The following is a 20,516-nucleotide window of genomic DNA, read 5'->3' on the forward strand; positions in this document are numbered from 1 at the left end:
CATTACCCCAGGTTGCGCACGATGTAGGGACCGAGGAAGTTCGCCACCGGCAGCGGCAGTTTCTTCCACATCTTGATGAACAACTGGTATTTCGGGTTCAGCGGATTGTTGTCCGGCAGCTGGGTCGACGCGTACAGCTTGTATTCATAAGGCAGCGGCTCGGCCGTGAAGCCCCAGTTCTTCTTGAAGTCGTAGGCGCCGGTACCGAGCTTGCTGCGGCCGAAGTCGAAGATGCGGCAACCGCGCGCGGCTGCCGCCTGCATCAGGTTCCAGTACATGAAGTCGTTGCCGGCCACGCTGCGCGCCAGGTCGGTGCCGCCGCCGTAGTAGGGCACGACTTCGTCGCGCCAGTAGAACGACAGCACCGAGCCCACCAGGCGGTCGTCTTCGGTCAGGATCGTGCGCACCTCGCACTCGTCGCCGAAGGTCGTCTGCAGCAGGGCGAAGTATTTTTTCGGGAATACCGGGGTGCCCAGGCGCAGCACGCTGGTGGCATAGGCCTCGAACATGCGGTCGACGTTGTCCTCGACCACGCCTTTCAGGTTGAGCTTGATCCCCTTGCGCACCATCGCGCGCTGCTTGCGCGGGATGGCGTTCAGATTGGCCTCGTCGTCGCCCGAAATCTCCTTGCGGAAGGTGACGTACAGTTCCTTGGTATGCCAGGAGGCGTCGCCCGGATGGGCGCGGTGCATGCCGCGGTATTCCAGGTGGCCCACGCCCAGCTTTTTCGCGAGCTGGTCGGCCGCTTCGTCGAGCAGCAGGCGCGCGCCGTCGTTGACCGCGGCCACGCCGCCGTACACGCAGAACGGCATCGCGCCCAGCGAGTGGCCGAACAGGCGGCTCTTGATCTCGGCCAGCGGCAGCACGCCCTGGATCTGGCCGTCCTGCTCCACGAAATAGAACCAGGTCTTGATGCCGAACGACTGTTCGATGACCTTCTGCCAGCCCGACAGGTGGAAGAAGGTGGCGTTGGGGCAGGCGCGCACGAAAGCGTCCCAGCGGGCGCAATCCTGCGGCTGCATCAGTTGCAGGGTCTGCGGGCCGGCGACGCTGGCGGCGATGGTGCCAGGAGCCGCGCGCTTGGCCTGCGCCGCTTCGATGATCGAGTTCATGGCTTGTCCAGGAAGATGCGGTCCATGCGGTCCCACTTGAAGTCGCGCGCCAGCTGTTCCAGGCGGCCCTCCATGCGGTCGATGTTGACGTAGTGGCGGAAGCGCGCCTTGGCGCCCAGGCCTTCGGGACGCGGCTGGCCGGGATCGACTTCCCACGGGTGGAAGTAGAACAGGGCCGGTTCGCCGTCTTCGCGATTGACCTTTTCCATCATCCAGCGCGACAGCGCATAGGGCAGCAGGCGGAAGTAGCCGCCGCCGCCGGCCGGCAGGTTGCGGCCAGCCATCTTGACCGTGGTGATCGGCACTTCGAGCAGCCCGTCCGGACCGTTCGGGTAGAAGGCGAAGCGCGGCGCGTCCGGCATGCCGTAGTGGTCGTGGGCGATCGGGTAGATGCTCGAGCTGTACCGGTAGCCGGCTTCGTGCAGCGCGTCCAGCGCCCACAGGTTGGCGTGGCCGATCGAGAAGCTCGGCGCGCGGTAGCCCACCACCGCCTGGCCGCCGATGTCTTCCAGCAGCGCCTTGGATGAGCGGATATCGTTGTCGAATTCGGCGCGGCTCTGGTCCGAGGCGCGCAGGTGGCCGTAGCCATGGCTGGCCAGTTCGTGGCCGGCGGCGACGATGCGGCGCACCATGGCGGGATAGCGCTCGGCGATCCAGCCCAGGGTGAAGAAGGTCGCGCGCACGCCGTGGCGCTCGTACAGCGCCAGGATGCGTTCCATATTGGCTTCGACCCGGCATTCGCGGGTCGGCCAGCTGGCGCGGTCGATATAGGGGGCGAAGGCCGAGACCTGGAAGTAATCCTCGACGTCGCAGGTCATCGCATTGCGGATCTTTTCGCCCGGCGCGGGACGCGGGCGGGCGGCGGGAGCGGTCATTTTCATGCCAAGTCCATTCCTGAAAGGTTATTCCTGGTCCAGCTGGCGCTGCGAGCCGGGCGGGGTGGCGGCGATCTTCTTGAGGATCGACAGCACCGACACGATCGATTTCTCGAGGCGCATCATGCGTTCGTCGAGCTGCTCGACGCTGGCGCCGCGCCGCTCTCCATGCTGCAGGTCATGCTGGCCGGGGGCAGCGCGCATGGACGCCGCATCCGGCTCGCCCAGCCCCTCCGGCGCCTGGAATTCGTCCGAGATGTCGCGCACGACTTCCTCGATGTGGGCGCCGGTGAAGCCATGCAGCTCTTCCAGGTAGCCCATCAGCAGCACGCGGTCCATCAGCGTATTGGTCTTGCGCGGGATGCCGCCGCTGTAGGCGTAGATCGCCGCGTGTGCACTGTCGTCGAAGGCGGGGTCGCCCTTCCAGCCGACCGTGGCCAGGCGGTGCTCGACGTAGGCGCGGGTTTCCGGCGCATCCATCGGGCCCAGGTGGTAGCTGGCGATCACGCGCTGGCGCAGCTGCTGCATGGTGGGGCTGTGCAGCGTGGCGCGGAATTCCGGCTGGCCGAGCAGGAAGGTCTGCAGCAGCGAGCGGTCGTCGGTCTGGAAATTGGACAGCATGCGCAATTCCTCGACCGTGCGCGCGTTCAGGTTCTGGGCCTCGTCGATCACGAGCAGGGCGCGCTTGCCCTGGCGGTCGACCGAGCGCAAGAACTGCTCCAGGCGATTGAGCAGCTCGGCCTTGCTGGCGCCCTCGTAGGGCAGGCCGAAGGCCGAGACCACCATGCGCAGCGTGTCTTCCGGATCGAGGCTGGTGTTGACGATGTGGGCCGCCACGATCTGGTCGAGCGGAATGTGGCCCAGCAGGTTGCGCACCAGCGTGGTCTTGCCGGCGCCGACTTCGCCCGTGATGACGATGAAGCCCTCGCCCTGCGACAGGCCGTATTCGAGATAGGCCATGGCGCGCTTGTGGCCCTTGGAGCCGAAGAAGAAGTGCGGGTCCGGGCGAAGCTGGAAGGGCTTGGCCGACAGGCCGTAATAGGATTCGTACATCGTGGTTCCCTGGGGTCTGTTGCGCTTAAAACGTCTTGAACAGGCTGGCCGAAATGGCGTTCTCGGTGTAGGTGCCGGCGTTGAAACGGTCGCCGCTGCGACGGCGCAGGTCGACCGATCCGATGGTCTCGCCGAAACGGCGCGACACACCGAGCTGGAACACGCGCTGGGTGCTCTTGTAGCCGCGGTCGCGCGACTCGCTTTCGTCGATGTCGTAGCGCGCGGTCAGGTTGGAGCGCGAGTTCAGCCGGTAAGTGTAGTTTGCTTCGAAGCCATGCTGGCGCACGTTGTCGCTGTAGCGGCCCTGCTGGTTGCCCAGCAGCGGGCTGTCGCTTTGCTGGTCCGAGATCGCGTTGCGGTCGCTGGCATGGGCCGACAGCACCGCGCTGCTGCGGCCCTTGCGGTACACCATCGATGCCTGCAGCCGCTTCTGGCGCATGAAGCGGTTGCTCAGGTAGTTGATGCTGTCGGACAGCGATGGCGGCAGGCCGGTCTGATCCATATAGGCCTGCACCACCTGCGCGCGCAGCACCGGGTCCGGGTAGGCGGTGGCGAACATGCGGTCGAGCAGGCCCGCAGTGTCGATCGTCGACGGCAGCGTGAACTGCTGGCGCGAAGTCGTGATGACGTCGTTGTAGCTCACGTTCCAGCTGGTGTGGCGGCTGCGGTGCATGGCCATCAGGGTGCCGGTATTGCCATAGAAGTGGCGACCGGCGGTGGCCTGCAGGCTGGTGCGCGAGGACGGCGTCCAGGCGAAGCCGACCGACCAGTTGGCCCCCTGCTCGCCGCCGCCCAGTCCCTCGTACTCGTAGCGGTCGTAGCCGGCGTTGGCCAGCAGCGAGAAGCGGCCGTTGACCATGTAGCGCAGGTTGGTGGCCAGCAGTTCGCTCGAGGAGTCGCCATAGCGACCGCCGTTCAGGTCTTCCTTGGTGTAGGTGACGCCCCAGCCGACGGTGCGGAAGGCGGGGCCATTCACCAGCGAGGCCAGCAGGGTGTTGCCGCCGGTGCGGCGAAAGCCGATATTGTCGCCGCCGCCGACCGAGTCGCGCGTGAAGCGCAACTGGCCCGCAGCGATGCTGCCGAAGTTGCGCAGCAGGTAGGGGCTGATGCTCCAGGTATCGATGTCGGTACGGTTGGCGTTCGAATACTGGTCGTTCGTGATGCGCGGACCGAAGGCGGAGATGTTCTGCTGGCCGCGCGAAGCGGTGGCGTCGAGGTACAGCAGGTCTTGCGCCAGTTCGCCGCGCAGGTTGGCGCGGTAGCTGCGCCGCACGCTCGACACGCCGCCGTTCTCGCCGTCGCCGAAGGAACCATCGCGGTTGCGCTTGTCGCTGTCGTGCAGGTAGGCGAACGTATGCAGCTGGGCGCTGGCGTTGACGGTCAGGCGCCGGGTCTGGTTGCTGAGCTTGAAGCCGGGCGATATCTGCGTGATCAGGTCGCTGTGCGCGAGTTCGTCTTCCGTCAGGTTGACGTTATCGGTCCAGGTCTCGGCGATCCGCAGCGTCGGGGTCACGCGCCAGTCGGCGTGGGCCGGCAGGGCGGCCAGCAGCAGCACCGCCGCCGCCAGTGGAGTCAGGACGGGCATCCGGCATCCCGGCGTGCGCGGCGAGCGGATGACGGCGGATTGTTTAGCCGTAGTGATAGTCATACGTTTCTTCGATGCCGGGGATGTCCCTGGTCTTGTTATAGACGAGATTGACGTTGCTCATGCCTTCCAGCTGTTGCAGCGATTCCTTGACCGCATGCTGGGTCGTGGTCTGTGCTTCCACCACCACCACGATCTGGCCCATGTGGCTGGCCAGCACGCGCGCCTCGGTGGTCAGCATCAGCGGCGGCGAGTCGAAGATGATGACGCGGTCCGGATAGCGGTTGGCCAGTTCGGTCAGCATGGCGGCCATCGTCGAGCTGGCCAGCAGTTCGGTGGCGCTGTGCGAGCTCGTGCCGGCCGGCAGCAGGGCCAGGGTGTCGACGTTGGTGCGCAGGATCACGTCCGGCAGTTCGAGCGCGTCGTCGACCAGGATGTCCATCAGGCCGCGCTGGGCCGGCAGGCCGAACGTGCGCAGGACCGACGGACGCGCCACGTCGGCGTCGACCAGCAGCACGGTGTGGTCGAGCTCCATGGCGATGCTCATCGCCAGGTTGATCGCGCAATAGGTCTTGCCTTCGCCGGGCAGCGAGCTGGTGATCATGATCAGGTTGGCCGGGTTGTCCTTCGGACCACGCTCGGCGAATGCGCGCTTGAGCAGCGGGCGCTTGATGATGCGGAATTCTTCCAGCAGGTTGGTACGGCCGCCGGCGGCGGTGACCATGCCCAGCTCGCGCATACGGCCCAGGTCGAGTTCGACGCGGCGGGTGCGCGCCGGGGCGGACGCCATGCCCGAGGCCAGGTCCGGCGTCGGGGCCGGCGCGACCGGCACGTCGACCAGCACGGCGGCCGGTGCGTCGACCAATGGCGGCTCGGCCGGCACGATGGTGCTGGCAGGGGTGACGGGGGCGGCGTTCTGGCGCTGCTGGTCGATGCGGCTGGCGGCTTTTTCGATAATGCTCACATTTACTCCTTATTGGCCATCCGGCCTTACATCGCGGGGCGGACCAGAATGGCGGCGACGCCGGCGCCATAGGCGCCGAACAGCAGCAACACCGAAGCGGCCAGGGCGACCAGGCGGCGCTTGCGCAGCACGGTCTGTTCGGCGGTCCAGTTCATGCTGACCGAACCCAGTACCGGCAGGCCGGTGGCTTCGCGCAGGGAGACCTGGCTGAGGAAGGTCGGGCGCAGTTGGCTCAGCAGCAGGGCGCCGGCCAGGCCGGCGGCGAGGGCGCCGACGAACACCAGCGAGAACAGCTGCAGGCGGTTCGGACCGGTCGGCACGGCCGGCGCGATCGGCGGATCGATCACGCGGAAGGTCAGCATGTCGGTGACCGAGGACACCTCGCCCGACAGCTTGGCCGATTCACGGCGCTCGACCAGGCGCTGGTAGTTCTGGCGGTTGACTTCGTAATCGCGGTTGAGCTGGGCCAGTTGGGCCTCGACCTCCGGCACCAGTTCGCTCTGGCCGCGCAGGCGCGCCACGCGGGCGCTGTATTCGTTCACGCGCGCCCGCAACGACGCCACGCGCGCCTCGGCGTCGGAAAGCTGCACGGTCAGCTGCTGCAGCATGGGGCTGAAGCTGGCGCCCGGGTCCGAGCTCTGCACGGGATTCTTGGCCGCATCGGCGCGGCGCTCCATCAGCTGCTCGAGCAGGCGGCGGTTGGCGACGATGTCGGGATGTTGCTCGGTGTACTGGGTACGCAGGCTGTCCAGGTTCTTGTTGACGGCGGCGATGCGGTCGTCCAGCGCCGGGTCGCGCAGCACCGGGGCGCCGGCCCCGCCCTTGTTGTCGCCCGACATCCTGCTGCGGATCGCATTGCGGCCCTGTTCGGCCTCGGCCAGGTCAAGCTGGGCCTGGTTCAGTGCTTCGGTGGCCGACATCAGGCGTGCGCCATAGTCGGCGCCGGCGCGCGGCAGCATGCCGATGTTCTTGATCTTGAATTCCTTCAGCGAGTTCTCGGCCGCGGCCAGGCGTTCTTCATAGCTGCGGATCTGTTCGTCGATGAACTGGACCGCTTTTTCGGAATCCTGCTTCTTGCCGGCGAAGCTGCCCTCGACGAAGATCGTCAGGAATGCCTGCACCACGTCCTTGCTCTCGCGCGCGCTGGTGCCGGTGTAGCTGATGGTGTAGATGTTCTCACGGCCGGTGCCGGCCATCTTGAGCTTGTCGATCATATTGTCGACCATCTTGTCGAATTCCTTGGTATTGCGCGTGCGGGCGTCGAGGTCGAGCTCGCGCGCCACGCGCTCGACGTTCGGGCGGCTCATCAGTGTGCGGCGCATGAACTGCACCTGCTGGTTCAGGTTCGGCAGGGTGGTCATGCCCGACAGCAGCGGCTTGAGAATGGTCTGGGTGTCGACGTAGACGCGCGCCGACGCCTCGTACTGGTTGGGAAGCGAATACACCACCCCCCAGCCGGCCAGCGCCACCACCCAGGTGATGACGACTGCATGCCAGCGGTACTTGCCGATGGCTTTGAGGAGGTGAAGTATCTGGGTTGTGATTTCAGCCATCGTGTCGATCTCGTCGGTCAGGGCCTGGGCTGCAGGCTCAACAAATAAACAATGTGCATGATCGCTTGTACCCTAATCAATTGCAATTGAGGGTTAAGGGATGTAGCGATTCGTGGTACCGATGCCATCGGTTTGCAACACATGTTCCGCACTGCAATCAGAAGATGTTAAACAAATTGCATCATGCCGGTTGTTGCATTATCGCAAACATCTGAAGATTTCGCATGTTGTATTTCGCGAAACGAGTCCACGCATCTGGTAGGGTTCGGCTCGTGGACTCCAGCGTACGCGGTTCTTCAAATAGTTGCTGAAATTCAAAGAAGCTTATTGTAATGTTTAAAAATGGAAAGGGGCCGTACGATTGCCTCAGTCCTGTTACAACTACCTCAAGATTGTGAAGGTTTGATGACGCGACGATTGTTTTCAAGAAGACTGGCTGCCGGCGCGCTGCTATGGTGGGCAGGAGCCGGTCTGCAAGCGGCGACCCTGCCGCAGACGGTGGCGGCGGTCAAGCCGTCGATCGTGGGCGTCGGCACCCAGTTGCAGACGCGCAGCCCGGCGATCGTGTTCAGCGGCACCGGCTTCGTGGTCGGCGACGGCCTGAGCGTGATCACCAATGCCCACGTGGTGCCGGACAAGCTCGATGCGGCGCGCATGGAGCAGCTCGGCGTGGTGCTGCCGGACGGCGCCGGGGTACGCTTCCGCCCGGCCCAGCTGGTGGCCCTGGATCGCGAGCACGACCTGGCCCACCTGCGCCTGGAAGGCGCGCCGCTACCGGCCCTGCGCCTGGGTGAGGCGGACCGGGCGGTCGAGGGCCAGGACCTGGCCTTCACCGGCTTCCCGCTCGGCATGGTGCTGGGCCTGCATCCGGCCACCCACCGCGCACTGCTGGCAGCGATCACGCCGGTCATGCAGCCTTCGCTCAGTGCGCGCCGCCTCGATGCGCGCGCCGCGGCGCGGCTGCAGCGCACGCCGTTCAGCATCTACCAGCTCGACGGCACCGCTTATCCGGGCAACAGCGGCTCGCCGCTGTACGATCCCGCGACCGGGGAAGTGCTGGGCGTAATCAATATGGTGTTCGTGAAAGGTTTGAAGGAATCGGCGATCTCGACGCCGAGTGGCATCACCTACGCCATTCCGGTACGCCACGTGCAGGAATTGCTGAGCCGCTAGCGTCACCGACCGGCCCGTGTCGGCGCGTGTCGACAACACAAAGTATTTCAATTGTGCATGGCTTGCCGCCGTGCCGGTCTGCGCTACAATAGCGCAGGCCGTGATGGCGAAATTACAATTTTTAATTCACGTTGAACACTATCCCACCAGGGATGGCCGGTAGGCGCGAAGGGGATGAATGCGATGATGACGAAGACCATGAAGAACCTGTTGGCAACCGGCGCCGCCGCTTGCATACTGCTGCTGGGCGGCTGTTCCACTCCGGTACCTCCCAGCACCGCCGCGCTGGCGCCGATCAACCCGGACTACCTGATCGGGCCTGGCGATGCCGTCAACATCATCGTCTGGCGCAATCCGGAAGTGTCGATGTCGGTCCCGGTGCGGCCTGACGGCAAGATCACCACCCCGCTGGTCGAAGACCTCCCGGCAGCGGGCAAGACCTCGACCCAGCTTGCGCGCGACATCGAACAGGCCCTTGCCCAGTTCATCCAGCAGCCGGTGGTCACCGTGGTGGTGACCAACTTCGTCGGCAACTTCAACGAACAGATCCGCGTGATCGGCCAGGCGGCGCGCCCGCAGGCGCTGCCGTATCGTCGCGAGATGTCGCTGATGGACGTGCTGATCTCGGTGGGCGGCGTCACCGAGTTTGCCTCGGGTAACAAGGCAAGCATCGTGCGCACCGTCGAAGGCAAGCAGGAAAAAATCAATGTGCGTCTCGACGACCTGATCAAGGATGGCGACATCTCGGCCAATGTCATGATGCGGCCGGGCGATATCCTGGTCATTCCTGAGAGCTTCTTCTAAGCCGTTCATTCTGCCCGACCGGCCCTCGCGCCGGTCGTCCCCCGGCGTTCGCCACGGCGGCACCTTGCCGCACCCGTCCTTTCTGCTACCGGTCGCCAGTGCGGCCGTCTGCTTTCTCCACGACATTTTGTCCGCGCGCGCCGCAGTGCCTGTTGAAGCTGCTATCGTTCAACGTACGGGCGACATTCAAAATGTCAAAAAAATAAATACTTCTAGTTAATACAGTTGATATTTTGTAATTCATAATGCTATGATGATCAGGAATGCCGCCGGCACACGATGTGCCGGGCTGCCTGGAGAATGACCATGATCGAGACATTAGCGCCGGCCTCCTTCTGCGCCGGTCCGGGCGGCGATGAAATCGCCGCCTCCGACGGACCCAGCATCATCGACGTCGCCATCAACGAGCGCGTATTCGGTATCCGCGCGGCCGACATCGATTCCCAGCGCAATTCCGCCAGTATGCTCATCAGTAAGATGTATTCCTGGCGCGGCTATAGCGGCAACCACCAGGTCCATAGCGACCCCAACCGGATCACGCTGACCGCGTCCGACCACGGCCAGGTGTTCGGCACGCTGAGCCTGGGCCTGGATTCCGAGATCGGCTTGCTGGCCGACCAGGTGTTCAAGGATTGCATCGACGTGCGCCGCGGCGCCGGACGGGTGTGCGAGATCACCAAGCTGGCGGTCGACCCGGCGGTCAAGTCCAAGGCGGTGCTGGCCTCGCTGTTCCACGTGGCCCTGATCTATGCGCGCGACCTGAACGGTTGCCGCGACATCTTCATCGAAGTCAATCCGCGCCATCGCCGTTTCTATGAAGCCATGCTCGGTTTCCAGACCGTGTGCGAGTCGCGCGACAATCCTCGGGTGCAGGCGCCGGCGGTCCTGTTGCGCGCCGACACCGCCTTCGGCACCGAACAGGTGGAGAAATGGGGAGGCATGCAGGACAAGGCGGTGGGCGAGCGCTCGCTGTTCCCATGGTTCTTCTCGCCGCGCGAAGAGGCGGGCATCGTCAACCGCCTGCGCCAGCTGGGCTGAGCCGCATCGATCCGCGCTTGCCTGCGGTTCATTAACAACCTATATTTTCCGCTTCACTCCAATCAACAAGGACGCTCCATGACGACCGGCAAGACCAGGGATGAAATCGCCGAAGCCTATTCATCCGAACCGTGGTGGTACGACCTGCGCGGCTTTTTCATTCTCACCTTCGCCTACAACAGCACCATCGGCACCCAGATGCGCTTTTTCGGGCCCAATTTCGGGCCCGACCACCTCGAGGTAGCCTGCGGCACCGGCACCTTGCTGGAGATGGTCCTGAACTGGCGCCGCCGCCGCAAGCTGCCGCCGGTGAAGGTGACCGGCATCGACTATGCACCGTCGATGCTGGCCGGCGCCCGCCACCGTTTCCGCAACAATCCGCAGGTCGAGGTGCAGCATGCCGACGCGGCCCAGCTGCCGTTCGACGACAACCGCTTCGACACCGCCAATATCGCCAACTCGATCCACTGCTTCCCGACCGTCGACGGCGCCTTGCGCGACATCTTGCGCGTGCTCAAGCCGGGCGGCACCCTGGCCGCCAACGTGCTGCTGTATCCGTCCGGCTTCGCGCCGCTGCGCTGGGCGGCGCAGAAGATCAACGACTGGGGCATCCGCAAGGGCATCCTGTACAGCCCCTTCCATATCGAAGAGCTGCGCGCCAAGATGTTGGCGGCCGGCTGGGAAATCGCCAGTGAATTTACGTCTGGAAATACCTGGAATGTGGTGGTACGGAAACCCTTGTAGTAATGTATTACGAAGGCTTGTAGGAATGTGCCGACAAGGTTACGGATGAGCTGTCGGAATTCTTTACAGTGTTAAAATTTCTATAACGAAATATGGCTTTAAGTCTATGATTTTAAAGGAAGTGGGTTAGCTGGCATGCTAGTTGCTTATAGAAGGATGCTAGTACGAACCCTACAACCAGGAGATCCAAGATGAAAGCGCTGTCGAAGACTATTATTGCTTGTGCCGTTGCTGCCGCGTCGATGGTGAGCACCACCGCATTTGCAGATGAATTCAATCCGTTCGAAGTGCGCCCGGGCGGTGCTTACGCGAATTTCACTGCCGACAAGATCATTGGCAATTACGTCGAGATCGCCACCTTCAATGTGGACCCGACCACTCGCACCGGCACTTTCAATGTGTCGCTGCTGTGGAACGCTTCGGGCTTCGCCACCGATGGCGGTGAAACCGCAATCGATAACCGTCTGACCGGCCTTGGCAGCACCGGCGGATATGGTATTTACGCTACCTACAAGGCGTCCGGCACCGTTGGCGTCGATGCACAGGGCCGTAACACCTTCATGTTCACCGGCGGCGGCGACCTGGAAATGTTCCTGGACCGTGGCGCAGTCACTACCGTGGCTGGCCGTCCTACGAGTGGTACGGGTGATTTCTCGTTCAACGGCGCTGGTGACGACCTGCTGATCGGTTTCGGTAGCGCGCTGTCGGGAGAAGGTACGCTTGACCCAAGCCTGAGCACTTGCACCAACGGCAATGGCGGCCGCGGTATCAATTGCGGTAGTTTCGGTTCGGAAACCACTTTCAGCCTGACTGACGACGGCAAGGCATTCTTCGTCGATCCTAGCCCGTTCTACAGCCTGTCGTTCCAATCCGGCCAGCTGAACAATTTCCAGGTGAGTGGTACCCAAACGATCAACGGTTCCCTGGACGTCGTGTTCAGCGAACCGGGCGAAGTGCCTGAGCCGGCATCGGTCGCCCTGCTGGGCCTGGGTATGCTGGGCCTGTACGGCGCTCGTCGCCGCAACAAGAAAGCCGCCTGATCAGCCAAGGGCCTGCCTGGCAGGCCCGATGTTGAAAAAGGTAAAAAGCCACTGTCGGAATGATCCGGCAGTGGCTTTTTGTCGCCCAGGACCATGCCGGCGCTGGTAGCCGGCCTGGATGTCAGCGCCCGGCCGCCATGCGCGCGAACTGGCGCCGCCCGACCGCCAGCATCAGTTGCTGGATCGGATGGCGGTTGCCGCCGGGCCGCCAGGTGCGCTTGAGCTTGTTGCGGTAGGCATCGAACTGCATGCCCCAGGGCGCGGCCAGCACCTCGCCGCGGCCGAGCAGGATCTTGAGCGCCTCGGTGGCGCAGATGCCGGCGCATAGCTGGCAGGCCATGAAGGTCGACGGGCCTCGCTGCTCGGCCAGGTTGACCGCCTCGGGAACCACTAGGTAGGGCCGGTGCAGGCCGGCTGGCGCCAGGCCGACGACGAAGCGGATCGCCTTTTCCTGGTCCGGCAAGTCTCCCCAGCCGAAATACTCTTCGAACGTCATCTTGCCCGGCATGAAGTTGAGCAGGGCCGCGCCCATGCCCAGCGGCGCCCCGGTGGTGGCCGGGATGCCGAGCCGGGCGCAGGCGGCGAAGGTCTGCTGTCGTGCGTCGAAGGCGAAGAAGTCGAGTGCATCGACGTACAGGTCGACCCCGGCCAGGAAGGCGCCGAGGTTCTCGCGGTGCACGCCGTCGGGGAAGATCGTGACTTCGATCTCGGGATTGATGTCGCGCGCCATGCGCGCCAGCACCTCGGCCTTGGGTTGGCCGACGGTCGACATCATGGCGCCGACCTGGCGGTTGAAATTGACGATGTCGAAGCTGTCGAAATCGGCGATGTGGAAGCGCGTCACGCCCAGCCGGGCCAGGGTCAGCAGGTGCACGCCACCGACCCCGCCGCCGCCGGCGATGGCGACGCGCTTGCCGCGCAGCGTTTGTTGTTCATCTGGCGTCACCCAGCCGATATTGCGCGAAAACGCCTGTTCGTAGTTGAACGGTTTACTCATGAGGGTTCTGAAGTGAGGATATGGCCGTCGCGAAGGGTATCGCGGCCGTCATGCGGGATGCGACTCATCCATGCGCAGCAGGCGATTGATGATGCCACGCTCTTCGCGTGGAGAAAAGAAATAAGGATAGAACGAACGTTCCTCGGTCTCGCCCTCCGCGGCATAGGTGCCGCCGAAGCGCGCGATCTGCCCGGTGACGAATTGCAGGTTCACTCGTAGCAGGTAGGCGGGTGCGTCGACCCGCGTATTGGTCTTGAGCTCGCCTTCCTTGCGAAAACCCAGCATGCGCTCGTAGAAGCGGCGGTGGCGAGGGTTGACCTCGATCACGATGTCGGTGCAGCCATGCATGTCGCGCGCGTAGATCACGGCCAGGTGGAACACATTGGCCAGCGCGGTCTTGGAGCGCACCGAAGGATCGAAGGCGAACTTCGTGAACTCGCACAGCTTCGCGCCGCGCCCGCGGTGGGCGTCGAGTTCGTCCTTGAAGATTTCGTCGGCCATCAGGCCGACCTCGGAGTCGATGCCGATGCTGAGCGTGCCGACCACGTCGCCCTTGTCGGTGGCGGTCAGGGTGATGCGGTTGGGGTCGCTGCTGGGCTGGTGATCTCCGGAGTAGCCGCGCCAGGCATACATCCTGTTGATCAGCATGCTGGCCGAGTTACGACCGTCCGAAGTATCGGTAAGCCGGATTCCGTACGAATCGTCGTCCACGATAAACGTCCTCATTTAGGAGAACGTTATCTTATCGCGACATTAATAAATCCAGCGTTCGATAGGATGAGGTCGCAAGCCTCTCCGATCGGGGCAGAAAGTGGAACGAACGGTTCGCCGCGGGCCGACTGCGGCCTGCGGCGAATGCCCTGTTTTACAAGGACTTGAGCAGGGCGCGCGCCTCGTCGGCCTGGTCGAACTTGGCGTTCGACGCCAGCAGCTTGTCCAACTCGCGCCGCGCGCCGGCCTTGTCGCCGCTCTTGTTCAGCGCCTGCGCCAGGTGGAAGCGGATCTCGAGCGAGTTCGGCGCCTGGCCGCTGGCTTTTTGCAGCAGCGGCAGGCCGCGTGCGGTATCGCCCTGTTGTACCAGCACCCAGCCCAAGGTGTCCATCACGCCAGGGCTGTCGCCCGCCAGCTTGTAGGCCTGCTCGGCAGTCGCCAGCGCGCGTGGATCCTTTACTTGCTGATAAGCCCAGGCCAGGTTGTTCAGTACCAGCGGGTTTGCGGGCGCGTGCTTTTGCGCCCTTTCGAGATGGGCAATCGCGGCCTTGTAGTCCTTGGCTGCCAGATCGAGGCCGGCGACCAGGAGCAAGACTCGTGCATCGTCCGGATGCGTCGCCAGCCAGGCCTGGCCGCGCGCCAGCGCTTCCTTGTCCTTGCCTCCGGCTTGGAGCGCCTGCATGACCTTGGTCATGATCTCCGAAGAACTTGCCAGGGCTAGGCCTTTCTCATAGGACTGCTGGGCCTGGGAAAATTTTTGCTGCGCCATCAGCACATCGCCTTCGAGGGCGTAACCGACCACTGCCTTGGGCGCGGCCTTCTGCAGCGCGCGCGCCGCCGCCAGCGCCTCGTCCGGACGCTTGCCGCGCATTGCCATCTCGGCCTGCATCAGGCGCGCCGGCACGAAGTCGGGCTGGAGGTCGACCGCGCGCTTGAGGTGGTTGGCGGCTGCCGATTCGTTCTTCAGCGCCAATTGCACTTGCGCCAGGCGCAGCTGGGCGCCCGGCGCCTTCGGCAGCACGTTGACCAGCTTGCTGTAGGTGTCGAGCGCGCCGTTCAGGTCCTTGTTCGCGGCCTGCGACTGGCCCAGCAGTTCGAGCACGCCGGCATCGGTCGGATGCGCGGTCTGGAGCTTGCGCGCCAGCGCCAGGGCCTTGGGCGCCTGCTCGGTGGCCAGGTAGTGTGCGCCGAGCTTGAGGGAAGGCGCGGTGGCGCCCGGGTTGGCGGCGCTGGCTTTCTCGAACCAGCTCGTGGCTTCAGCCGTGTTCTTCTGCAGCATGGCCAGCTCGCCCAGCGCCGTCATGGCGTCCACGCTGTCCTTGTTCTTGTCCAGGAAGGCGGTCAAGCGCGCCTTGGCGGCGTCCGGCTTCTTCTCCTGAACGTCCAGGCGCGCCAGGTTGGTCACTGCCGGCAGGAAGCTCGGCTGCAGCGACAAGGCCTTCTCGAAGGCGGTGCGCGCTTCCGCGGTCTTGCCCTGGACCATATAGACAGCGCCCTTGAGTTGCTGCACTTGCGCGCTGTCAGGCTGCTGCTTCTCGAGCGCATTGACGGCGGCGAGCGCCTTGTCGTAGCGCTTCATGCCCATCTCGGTTTGCACCAAAGCCATGGTAGCCTGGAACGATTTCGGGTCGAGCGTGGCGGCCATTTCCAGATCGCTCAGCGCGCGCGCCTGGTCGCCCTGGGCCAGGCGCGACAGGCCCAGCGAGGTGCGCACGGCGGCCGCCTGCGGCGCCAGGGTGGCGGCCTGCTGCAGGTAGTCGCTGGCCTTGTCGAAGTCGCGTACCTGCATATACGATTCGCCGGCCAGGGCCAGCAGCTGCGCATCCTGCGGCGCCGCCTTCAGGGCCGGCGCCAGGGTAGCGGCGGCGTCGGCCGGCTGGGAATTCTTGAGCTGGGCCTGGGCCAGCAGCTTGCGCGCATAGACGTTGTTCGGATTGGCTTCCAGGTATTTGCGCAGGTGCTGCTCAGCCTGCTGGATGCCGCCCAGCTGCAGCTCGGACGCGCCGGCCAGCAGGATGCTCGGATAATGGTCGGGCGCGACCTTGAGGACCTTCGCCAGCGCATCCCTCGCCGCCGAGTGCTTGCCTTGCGAGAATTCATACAGGGCGCGGGTGTACACCACCAGCAGGCTGCCCGGCGAATTCTTTTCCGCCGCCTCGACTTCCTTCTTCGCCGCGTCGAACTTGCCGCGCGCGATCTCGATATAGGCTTTCTCGATGTGAGCGCTGCGGTGATCCGGCTTGAGCGCCAGCGCCTTGTCGTAGGCGCCCAGGGCTTCGTCCTGCTTGTTCATCGAACGCAGCATCGCGCCCTGCATGATGAAGACTTCGGGATTCTTCGGATCCTTGGCCACCGCCTGGTCGACGTAGAGGAGGGCGGCATCGCGCTCACCGCGAACGGCGGACAGGCGTGCCAGGCCCATCAGGGCGTCGCCGGAATTGGCGTTCGCGGCCAGGGCCGCCTCGTAGGCCTGCTTGGCCTCGTCGGGCTTGCCGCTGCCCAGAAGCGCATCGCCGCGCAGCGACAGCAGCGCGGCCGACTTACCGGCCTTCTCCGGCGTGATCAGCGCCAGCACCTCCTTGAACTTGCCCTGCTGGGCCAGGGTCCGGCCCAGCAGCGGCAGCACCCGCTCGTCGGCGATGCCGAGCGAACGCGCACGGCCCAGTTCCTTCTCGGCCGACACATTGTCGCCGGTGGACTGCTGCAGGGTGCCCAGCGCCAGGCGCGCCTCGCCGTCTTCCGGGCTGTTCGCCACGGCGTTCTTGAGCTGGATCAGGGCAGCCTTGATGTCGCCTTTTTGCTGGTACTCGGACGCCTCCGCGAGCAGGGTTTCGGTCGATTGGGTCCGGTTGCAGCCGGCCAGGCCGACGGTCAGGAGGGCGCCGGTCAGGATGGCGGCGGTGAGTTTGAGCTTGGTGGGATGGCGCGGCATGTGGAATTCCTCAGGCAGTGGAGACGGTCGTTTCGCCGGGTAAGCGAAATTCTCAACAACAAATCATACCTGAAGGAACCGCGCAACCAGTGTTCAAACGGACACAGCTGTTGCAAAACTTATCCGATGCCTGTTGCATGAATGTTGAAAAAATTGCTACTCGGGAAAATTATCCCTCGCCACCGCCTTCCGGGCCGGCATCGCGGCGCAGCCGGCCCAGCAGGGCTTCCACATTCTCGCCCACCGGCAGGCCATGGCGCCGCAACAGCTGCACGTGCAGCACCAGGTTTTCCAGCACCAGCTTGGCCGCCACGGCCAGCAAGGTCAGCGTGCGGTCTTCCTCGCTGAAGCTCTCCATCGCCGCCGCCATCTCGCACAGGTGGTTGGCGACGATGGCGCGCATCTCGTCCTCGGGGAAGGGCAGGTCGGCGAAGTCGATCGGGTCTTCCTGTTCGACTTCGCGCATCAGGGCGGCGAGCTGGTCGGGCTGGATCGTCATGCATGGCTCCGTGGTGGGGACGGGACCATTCTATGCGCACTTACATATTGCGGCGATACTGCCCACCCACCTCGAACAGCGCGGTCGTGATCTGGCCCAGCGAGCACACCCGCACCGCTTCCATCAGGCGCGCGAACACGTTCTCGTTGTCGATCGCGGCCTGGCGCAGGGCGGCCAGCGCCGCTGGCGCCGCATCGGCGTTGCGGCCGTGGAAGTCGTCCAGGCGCTGCAGCTGCGACTGCTTTTCGTCGTCGGTCGAGCGCGCCAGTTCGATCGTCGCCGGGGCGCCCGCGCCCTTCGGGTTACGGAAGGTATTGACGCCGATGATCGGCAGGCTGCCGTCGTGCTTCTTGTGCTCGTACAGCATCGACTCTTCCTGGATCTTGCCGCGCTGGTAGCCGGTTTCCATCGCGCCCAGCACGCCGCCGCGTTCGGCGATGCGCTCGAACTCCTGCAGCACCTGTTCTTCGACCAGGTCGGTCAGCTCGTCCATGATGAAGGCCCCTTGGTTCGGGTTCTCGTTCCTGGCCAGGCCCCATTCGCGGTTGATGATCAGCTGGATCGCCAGCGCACGGCGCACCGATTCGTCGGTTGGCGTGGTGATCGCCTCGTCGTAGGCATTCGTGTGCAGCGAATTGCAGTTGTCGTAGATCGCGATCAGCGCCTGCAGCGTGGTGCGGATGTCGTTGAAGTCGATCTCTTGCGCGTGCAGCGAACGGCCCGAGGTCTGGATGTGGTATTTGAGCTTCTGGCTGCGATCGTTGGCGCCGTACTTGTCGCGCATGGCCACCGCCCACAGGCGGCGCGCCACGCGGCCCAGCACCGTGTATTCCGGATCCATGCCGTTCGAGAAGAAGAACGACAGGTTCGGCGCAAAGTCGTCGATGTGCATGCCGCGCGCCAGGTAGGCTTCCACAAACGTGAAGCCGTTCGACAGGGTGAACGCCAGCTGCGAGATCGGATTGGCGCCCGCTTCGGCGATGTGGTAGCCCGAGATCGACACCGAGTAGAAGTTGCGCACGCCGTGCGTCACGAAATATTCCTGGATGTCTCCCATTACCTTGAGCGAGAACTCGGTCGAGAAGATGCAGGTGTTCTGGCCCTGGTCTTCCTTCAGGATGTCGGCCTGCACGGTGCCGCGCACGGCGGTGAGCACCCAGGCGCGCAGCTGCGCCGCCTCTTCACCGGTCGGCTGGCGTCCGTTCTTTTCGACGAATTTGTCCATCTGCTGGTCGATGGCGGTGTTCATGAACATCGCCAGGATGGTCGGGGCCGGGCCGTTGATGGTCATCGAGACCGAGGTCGACGGGCTGCACAGGTCGAAGCCGTCGTACAGCACCTTCATGTCGTCCAGGGTCGCGATCGACACGCCGGAGTTGCCGACCTTGCCGTAGATGTCGGGACGCAGCGCCGGGTCGGCGCCATACAGGGTCACCGAATCGAAGGCGGTCGACAGGCGCTTGGCATCCATGCCGGTCGACACGAGCTTGAAGCGTTTGTTCGTGCGGAAGGCGTCGCCTTCGCCGGCGAACATGCGGGTCGGATCCTCGCCCTCGCGCTTGAACGGGAATACTCCCGCGGTGTAGGGGAAGGAACCCGGCACGTTTTCCAGCATCAGGAAGCGCAGGATCTCGCCATGATCCTCGAAGCGCGGCAACGCCACCTTGCGCACCGGATTGCCGGACAAGGTGGTCGAGATCAGGCGCGTGCGGATTTCCTTGTCGCGGATTTTCACCACGTGTTCTTCGCCGGCGTAGGTCGCCTGCAGCTGCGGCCAGGAGGCGACCAGCGCCTTGGCTTCGCCGTCCATGGCGTTGTCGCGCTCCGCGATCACGTCGTCAAAGTCGGCATCCTTGCCCGCCGCAACCAGCATGCGCTGCGCTTCCTGGAGCTGCTGGCGCTCGCGCGCCAGCTTCACCTGCCTGCCGACGCGGCGGTGGTAGCCGCGCACGGTGTCGGCGATCTCGGCAAGATAGCGGCTGCGTGCGGGCGGCACGATCACGTTCTTGCCGCTCGAGTAGCGCTGCGCCGGCGCCTGCAGGCTGCCGCTTTCGAGTGTCAGTCCCAGCGCCGCCAGTTTCGGCAGCAGGCCGTGGTAGAGGGCGGTCACGCCGTCGTCGTTGAAGCGCGAGGCCTGGGTGCCGTAGACCGGCATCTGGTCCGGGCTCATCGACCACAGTTCGCGGTTGCGCTGGTATTGCTTGGCCACGTCGCGCAGCGCGTCGAGCGCGCCCTTGCGGTCGAATTTGTTGATGGCGATGAGGTCGGCGAAATCGAGCATGTCGATCTTTTCGAGCTGCGAGGCGGCGCCGAATTCCGGGGTCATTACGTACATCGAGGTGTCGACGTGCGGCACGATGGCGGCGTCGCCCTGGCCGATGCCCGAGGTCTCGACGATCACGAGGTCGAAGCCGGCCACCTTGCAGGCGGCGATCACGTCGGGCAGGGCCTGCGAGATCTCGGAGCCCGCTTCGCGCGTGGCCAGCGAGCGCATGAACACGCGCTGCTGGCCGTTCCACGGATTGATCGCGTTCATGCGGATGCGGTCGCCCAGCAGGGCGCCGCCCGACTTGCGGCGCGACGGGTCGATCGAGATCACGGCGATGTTCAGGCGGTCGCCCTGGTCGAGGCGGATGCGGCGGATCAGTTCATCGGTCAGCGACGACTTGCCGGCGCCGCCGGTGCCGGTGATGCCCAGGGTCGGCACGCGCAGCGTATCTGCCGTGTCCAGGATCTCCTTGCGCAGGGTCGGGTCCACCCGATCGTTCTCGAGCGCCGTGATCAGCTGGGCCAGCGGGCGGTGGCGCGCCGCGATCTCGCCTTCGCGCAGGGCCGCGAGCGAGGTCGGGGCATACGGCGACAGGTCGACGTCGCAGGCTTCGAGCATCGAGCGGATCATGCCGACCAGGCCCATGCGCTGGCCGTCTTCCGGGCTGAAGATGCGCGTGACGCCATACGCGTGCAGGTCCTCGATCTCGCTCGGGACGATCACCCCGCCGCCGCCGCCGAACACCTTGATGTGCGCTCCGCCGCGCTGGCGCAGCAGGTCGATCATGTACTTGAAGTATTCGACGTGGCCGCCCTGGTAGCTCGAGATGGCGATGCCCTGCGCGTCCTCGGCCAGCGCCGCAGTGACTACCTCGTCGACCGAGCGGTTGTGGCCGAGGTGGATCACCTCGGCGCCGTTCGACTGCAGGATGCGGCGCATGATGTTGATCGAGGCGTCGTGGCCGTCGAACAGCGAGGCGGCGGTGACGAAACGGACCTTGTTGGCCAGGCGCGGCTGTTCGGGCAGGTCGAGCTTCGCTGCGGAATTGATGTCGTTCATGGGGGGAGGGTCCTTGAGATCGGTGAGGACGGGATGCTGGTAAGTTATATGACGTTAACGTTAACGTCAAGCTCGCGGCGAAGTAATACGGCCGCCTTCGATCCATTT

16 protein-coding genes are annotated in these 20,516 nt (G+C 64.5%); 5 read left to right on the plus strand and 11 right to left on the minus strand.

Annotated elements, in window-relative coordinates; genetic code table 11:
* Positions 1 to 2: 2 nt before the first annotated feature.
* From SOM28_RS14805 to SOM28_RS14830, 6 genes are read right to left on the minus strand one after another with little or no spacing between them, the layout of a single operon-like run.
* Complete coding sequence (locus SOM28_RS14805; protein WP_320468568.1) at positions 3 to 1,112, minus strand: FemAB family XrtA/PEP-CTERM system-associated protein; 1,110 nt, start codon at positions 1,110 to 1,112, stop codon at positions 3 to 5.
* Entirely contained in the window at positions 1,109 to 1,993 is an 885-nt protein-coding gene (locus tag SOM28_RS14810) for an XrtA system polysaccharide deacetylase (RefSeq protein ID WP_320468569.1), read from the minus strand. Before SOM28_RS14810 ends, SOM28_RS14805 begins: the two co-directional genes overlap by 4 nt.
* A gap of 21 nt (positions 1,994 to 2,014) precedes the next feature.
* Positions 2,015 to 3,040 carry an XrtA/PEP-CTERM system-associated ATPase gene (locus SOM28_RS14815; RefSeq protein WP_123068763.1) on the minus strand — a complete coding sequence of 342 codons (1,026 nt, stop codon included), beginning with the start codon at positions 3,038 to 3,040 and terminating at the stop codon, positions 2,015 to 2,017.
* A 25-nt stretch (positions 3,041 to 3,065) separates the two neighbouring features.
* Positions 3,066 to 4,625 (minus strand): TIGR03016 family PEP-CTERM system-associated outer membrane protein, encoded by a 1,560-nt coding sequence (locus tag SOM28_RS14820; RefSeq protein ID WP_320468570.1) that lies wholly within the window; start codon positions 4,623 to 4,625, stop codon positions 3,066 to 3,068.
* A gap of 43 nt (positions 4,626 to 4,668) precedes the next feature.
* Complete coding sequence (locus tag SOM28_RS14825) at positions 4,669 to 5,589, minus strand: XrtA-associated tyrosine autokinase (protein ID WP_123068765.1); 921 nt, start codon at positions 5,587 to 5,589, stop codon at positions 4,669 to 4,671.
* Positions 5,590 to 5,615: 26 nt separating this feature from the next.
* Positions 5,616 to 7,142 (minus strand): XrtA system polysaccharide chain length determinant, encoded by a 1,527-nt coding sequence (locus tag SOM28_RS14830; RefSeq protein WP_123068766.1) that lies wholly within the window; start codon positions 7,140 to 7,142, stop codon positions 5,616 to 5,618.
* A gap of 405 nt (positions 7,143 to 7,547) precedes the next feature.
* Here SOM28_RS14830 and SOM28_RS14835 point away from each other — a divergent pair, with 405 nt between their 5' ends.
* The 5 genes from SOM28_RS14835 to pepA all read left to right on the plus strand — a co-directional run bounded on the left by SOM28_RS14835 (position 7,548) and on the right by pepA (position 11,941).
* On the plus strand, positions 7,548 to 8,315 hold the full coding sequence (locus SOM28_RS14835) for a S1 family peptidase (protein ID WP_123068767.1): 768 nt from the start codon (positions 7,548 to 7,550) through the stop codon (positions 8,313 to 8,315).
* Positions 8,316 to 8,489: 174 nt separating this feature from the next.
* The gene (locus SOM28_RS14840; protein WP_320468571.1) at positions 8,490 to 9,119 is read left to right on the plus strand and encodes an XrtA/PEP-CTERM system exopolysaccharide export protein; all 630 of its coding nucleotides are present in this window, start codon (positions 8,490 to 8,492) and stop codon (positions 9,117 to 9,119) included.
* Between the two features lie 306 nt (positions 9,120 to 9,425).
* Positions 9,426 to 10,157, plus strand: coding sequence for a GNAT family N-acetyltransferase (locus tag SOM28_RS14845; RefSeq protein ID WP_320468572.1), 732 nt, complete (start codon positions 9,426 to 9,428; stop codon positions 10,155 to 10,157).
* Positions 10,158 to 10,235: 78 nt separating this feature from the next.
* A complete protein-coding gene (locus tag SOM28_RS14850; protein ID WP_123068770.1) occupies positions 10,236 to 10,901 on the plus strand; it encodes a class I SAM-dependent methyltransferase in 666 nt (221 codons plus the stop codon).
* A gap of 191 nt (positions 10,902 to 11,092) precedes the next feature.
* Positions 11,093 to 11,941, plus strand: coding sequence for a flocculation-associated PEP-CTERM protein PepA (gene pepA / locus SOM28_RS14855; protein WP_123068771.1), 849 nt, complete (start codon positions 11,093 to 11,095; stop codon positions 11,939 to 11,941).
* 121 nt (positions 11,942 to 12,062) lie between these two features.
* On the opposite strand, the gene SOM28_RS14860 is transcribed toward pepA, so the two are convergent.
* The 5 genes from SOM28_RS14860 to icmF all read right to left on the minus strand — a co-directional run bounded on the left by SOM28_RS14860 (position 12,063) and on the right by icmF (position 20,408).
* Positions 12,063 to 12,938 carry a ThiF family adenylyltransferase gene (locus tag SOM28_RS14860; protein WP_320468573.1) on the minus strand — a complete coding sequence of 292 codons (876 nt, stop codon included), beginning with the start codon at positions 12,936 to 12,938 and terminating at the stop codon, positions 12,063 to 12,065.
* A 48-nt stretch (positions 12,939 to 12,986) separates the two neighbouring features.
* Positions 12,987 to 13,649, minus strand: coding sequence for a GNAT family N-acetyltransferase (locus SOM28_RS14865; RefSeq protein WP_320468574.1), 663 nt, complete (start codon positions 13,647 to 13,649; stop codon positions 12,987 to 12,989).
* Between the two features lie 154 nt (positions 13,650 to 13,803).
* On the minus strand, positions 13,804 to 16,581 hold the full coding sequence (prsT, locus tag SOM28_RS14870) for an XrtA/PEP-CTERM system TPR-repeat protein PrsT (RefSeq protein ID WP_320468575.1): 2,778 nt from the start codon (positions 16,579 to 16,581) through the stop codon (positions 13,804 to 13,806).
* A 169-nt stretch (positions 16,582 to 16,750) separates the two neighbouring features.
* On the minus strand, positions 16,751 to 17,080 hold the full coding sequence (locus SOM28_RS14875; RefSeq protein ID WP_320468576.1) for a hypothetical protein: 330 nt from the start codon (positions 17,078 to 17,080) through the stop codon (positions 16,751 to 16,753).
* 40 nt (positions 17,081 to 17,120) lie between these two features.
* Positions 17,121 to 20,408 (minus strand): fused isobutyryl-CoA mutase/GTPase IcmF, encoded by a 3,288-nt coding sequence (icmF, locus tag SOM28_RS14880; RefSeq protein ID WP_320468577.1) that lies wholly within the window; start codon positions 20,406 to 20,408, stop codon positions 17,121 to 17,123.
* Positions 20,409 to 20,516 lie beyond the last annotated feature (108 nt).

Origin of the sequence: Massilia sp. CFBP9026, assembly GCF_034045165.1 — a bacterium.
Lineage (GTDB): Bacteria > Pseudomonadota > Gammaproteobacteria > Burkholderiales > Burkholderiaceae_D > Telluria > Telluria arenae.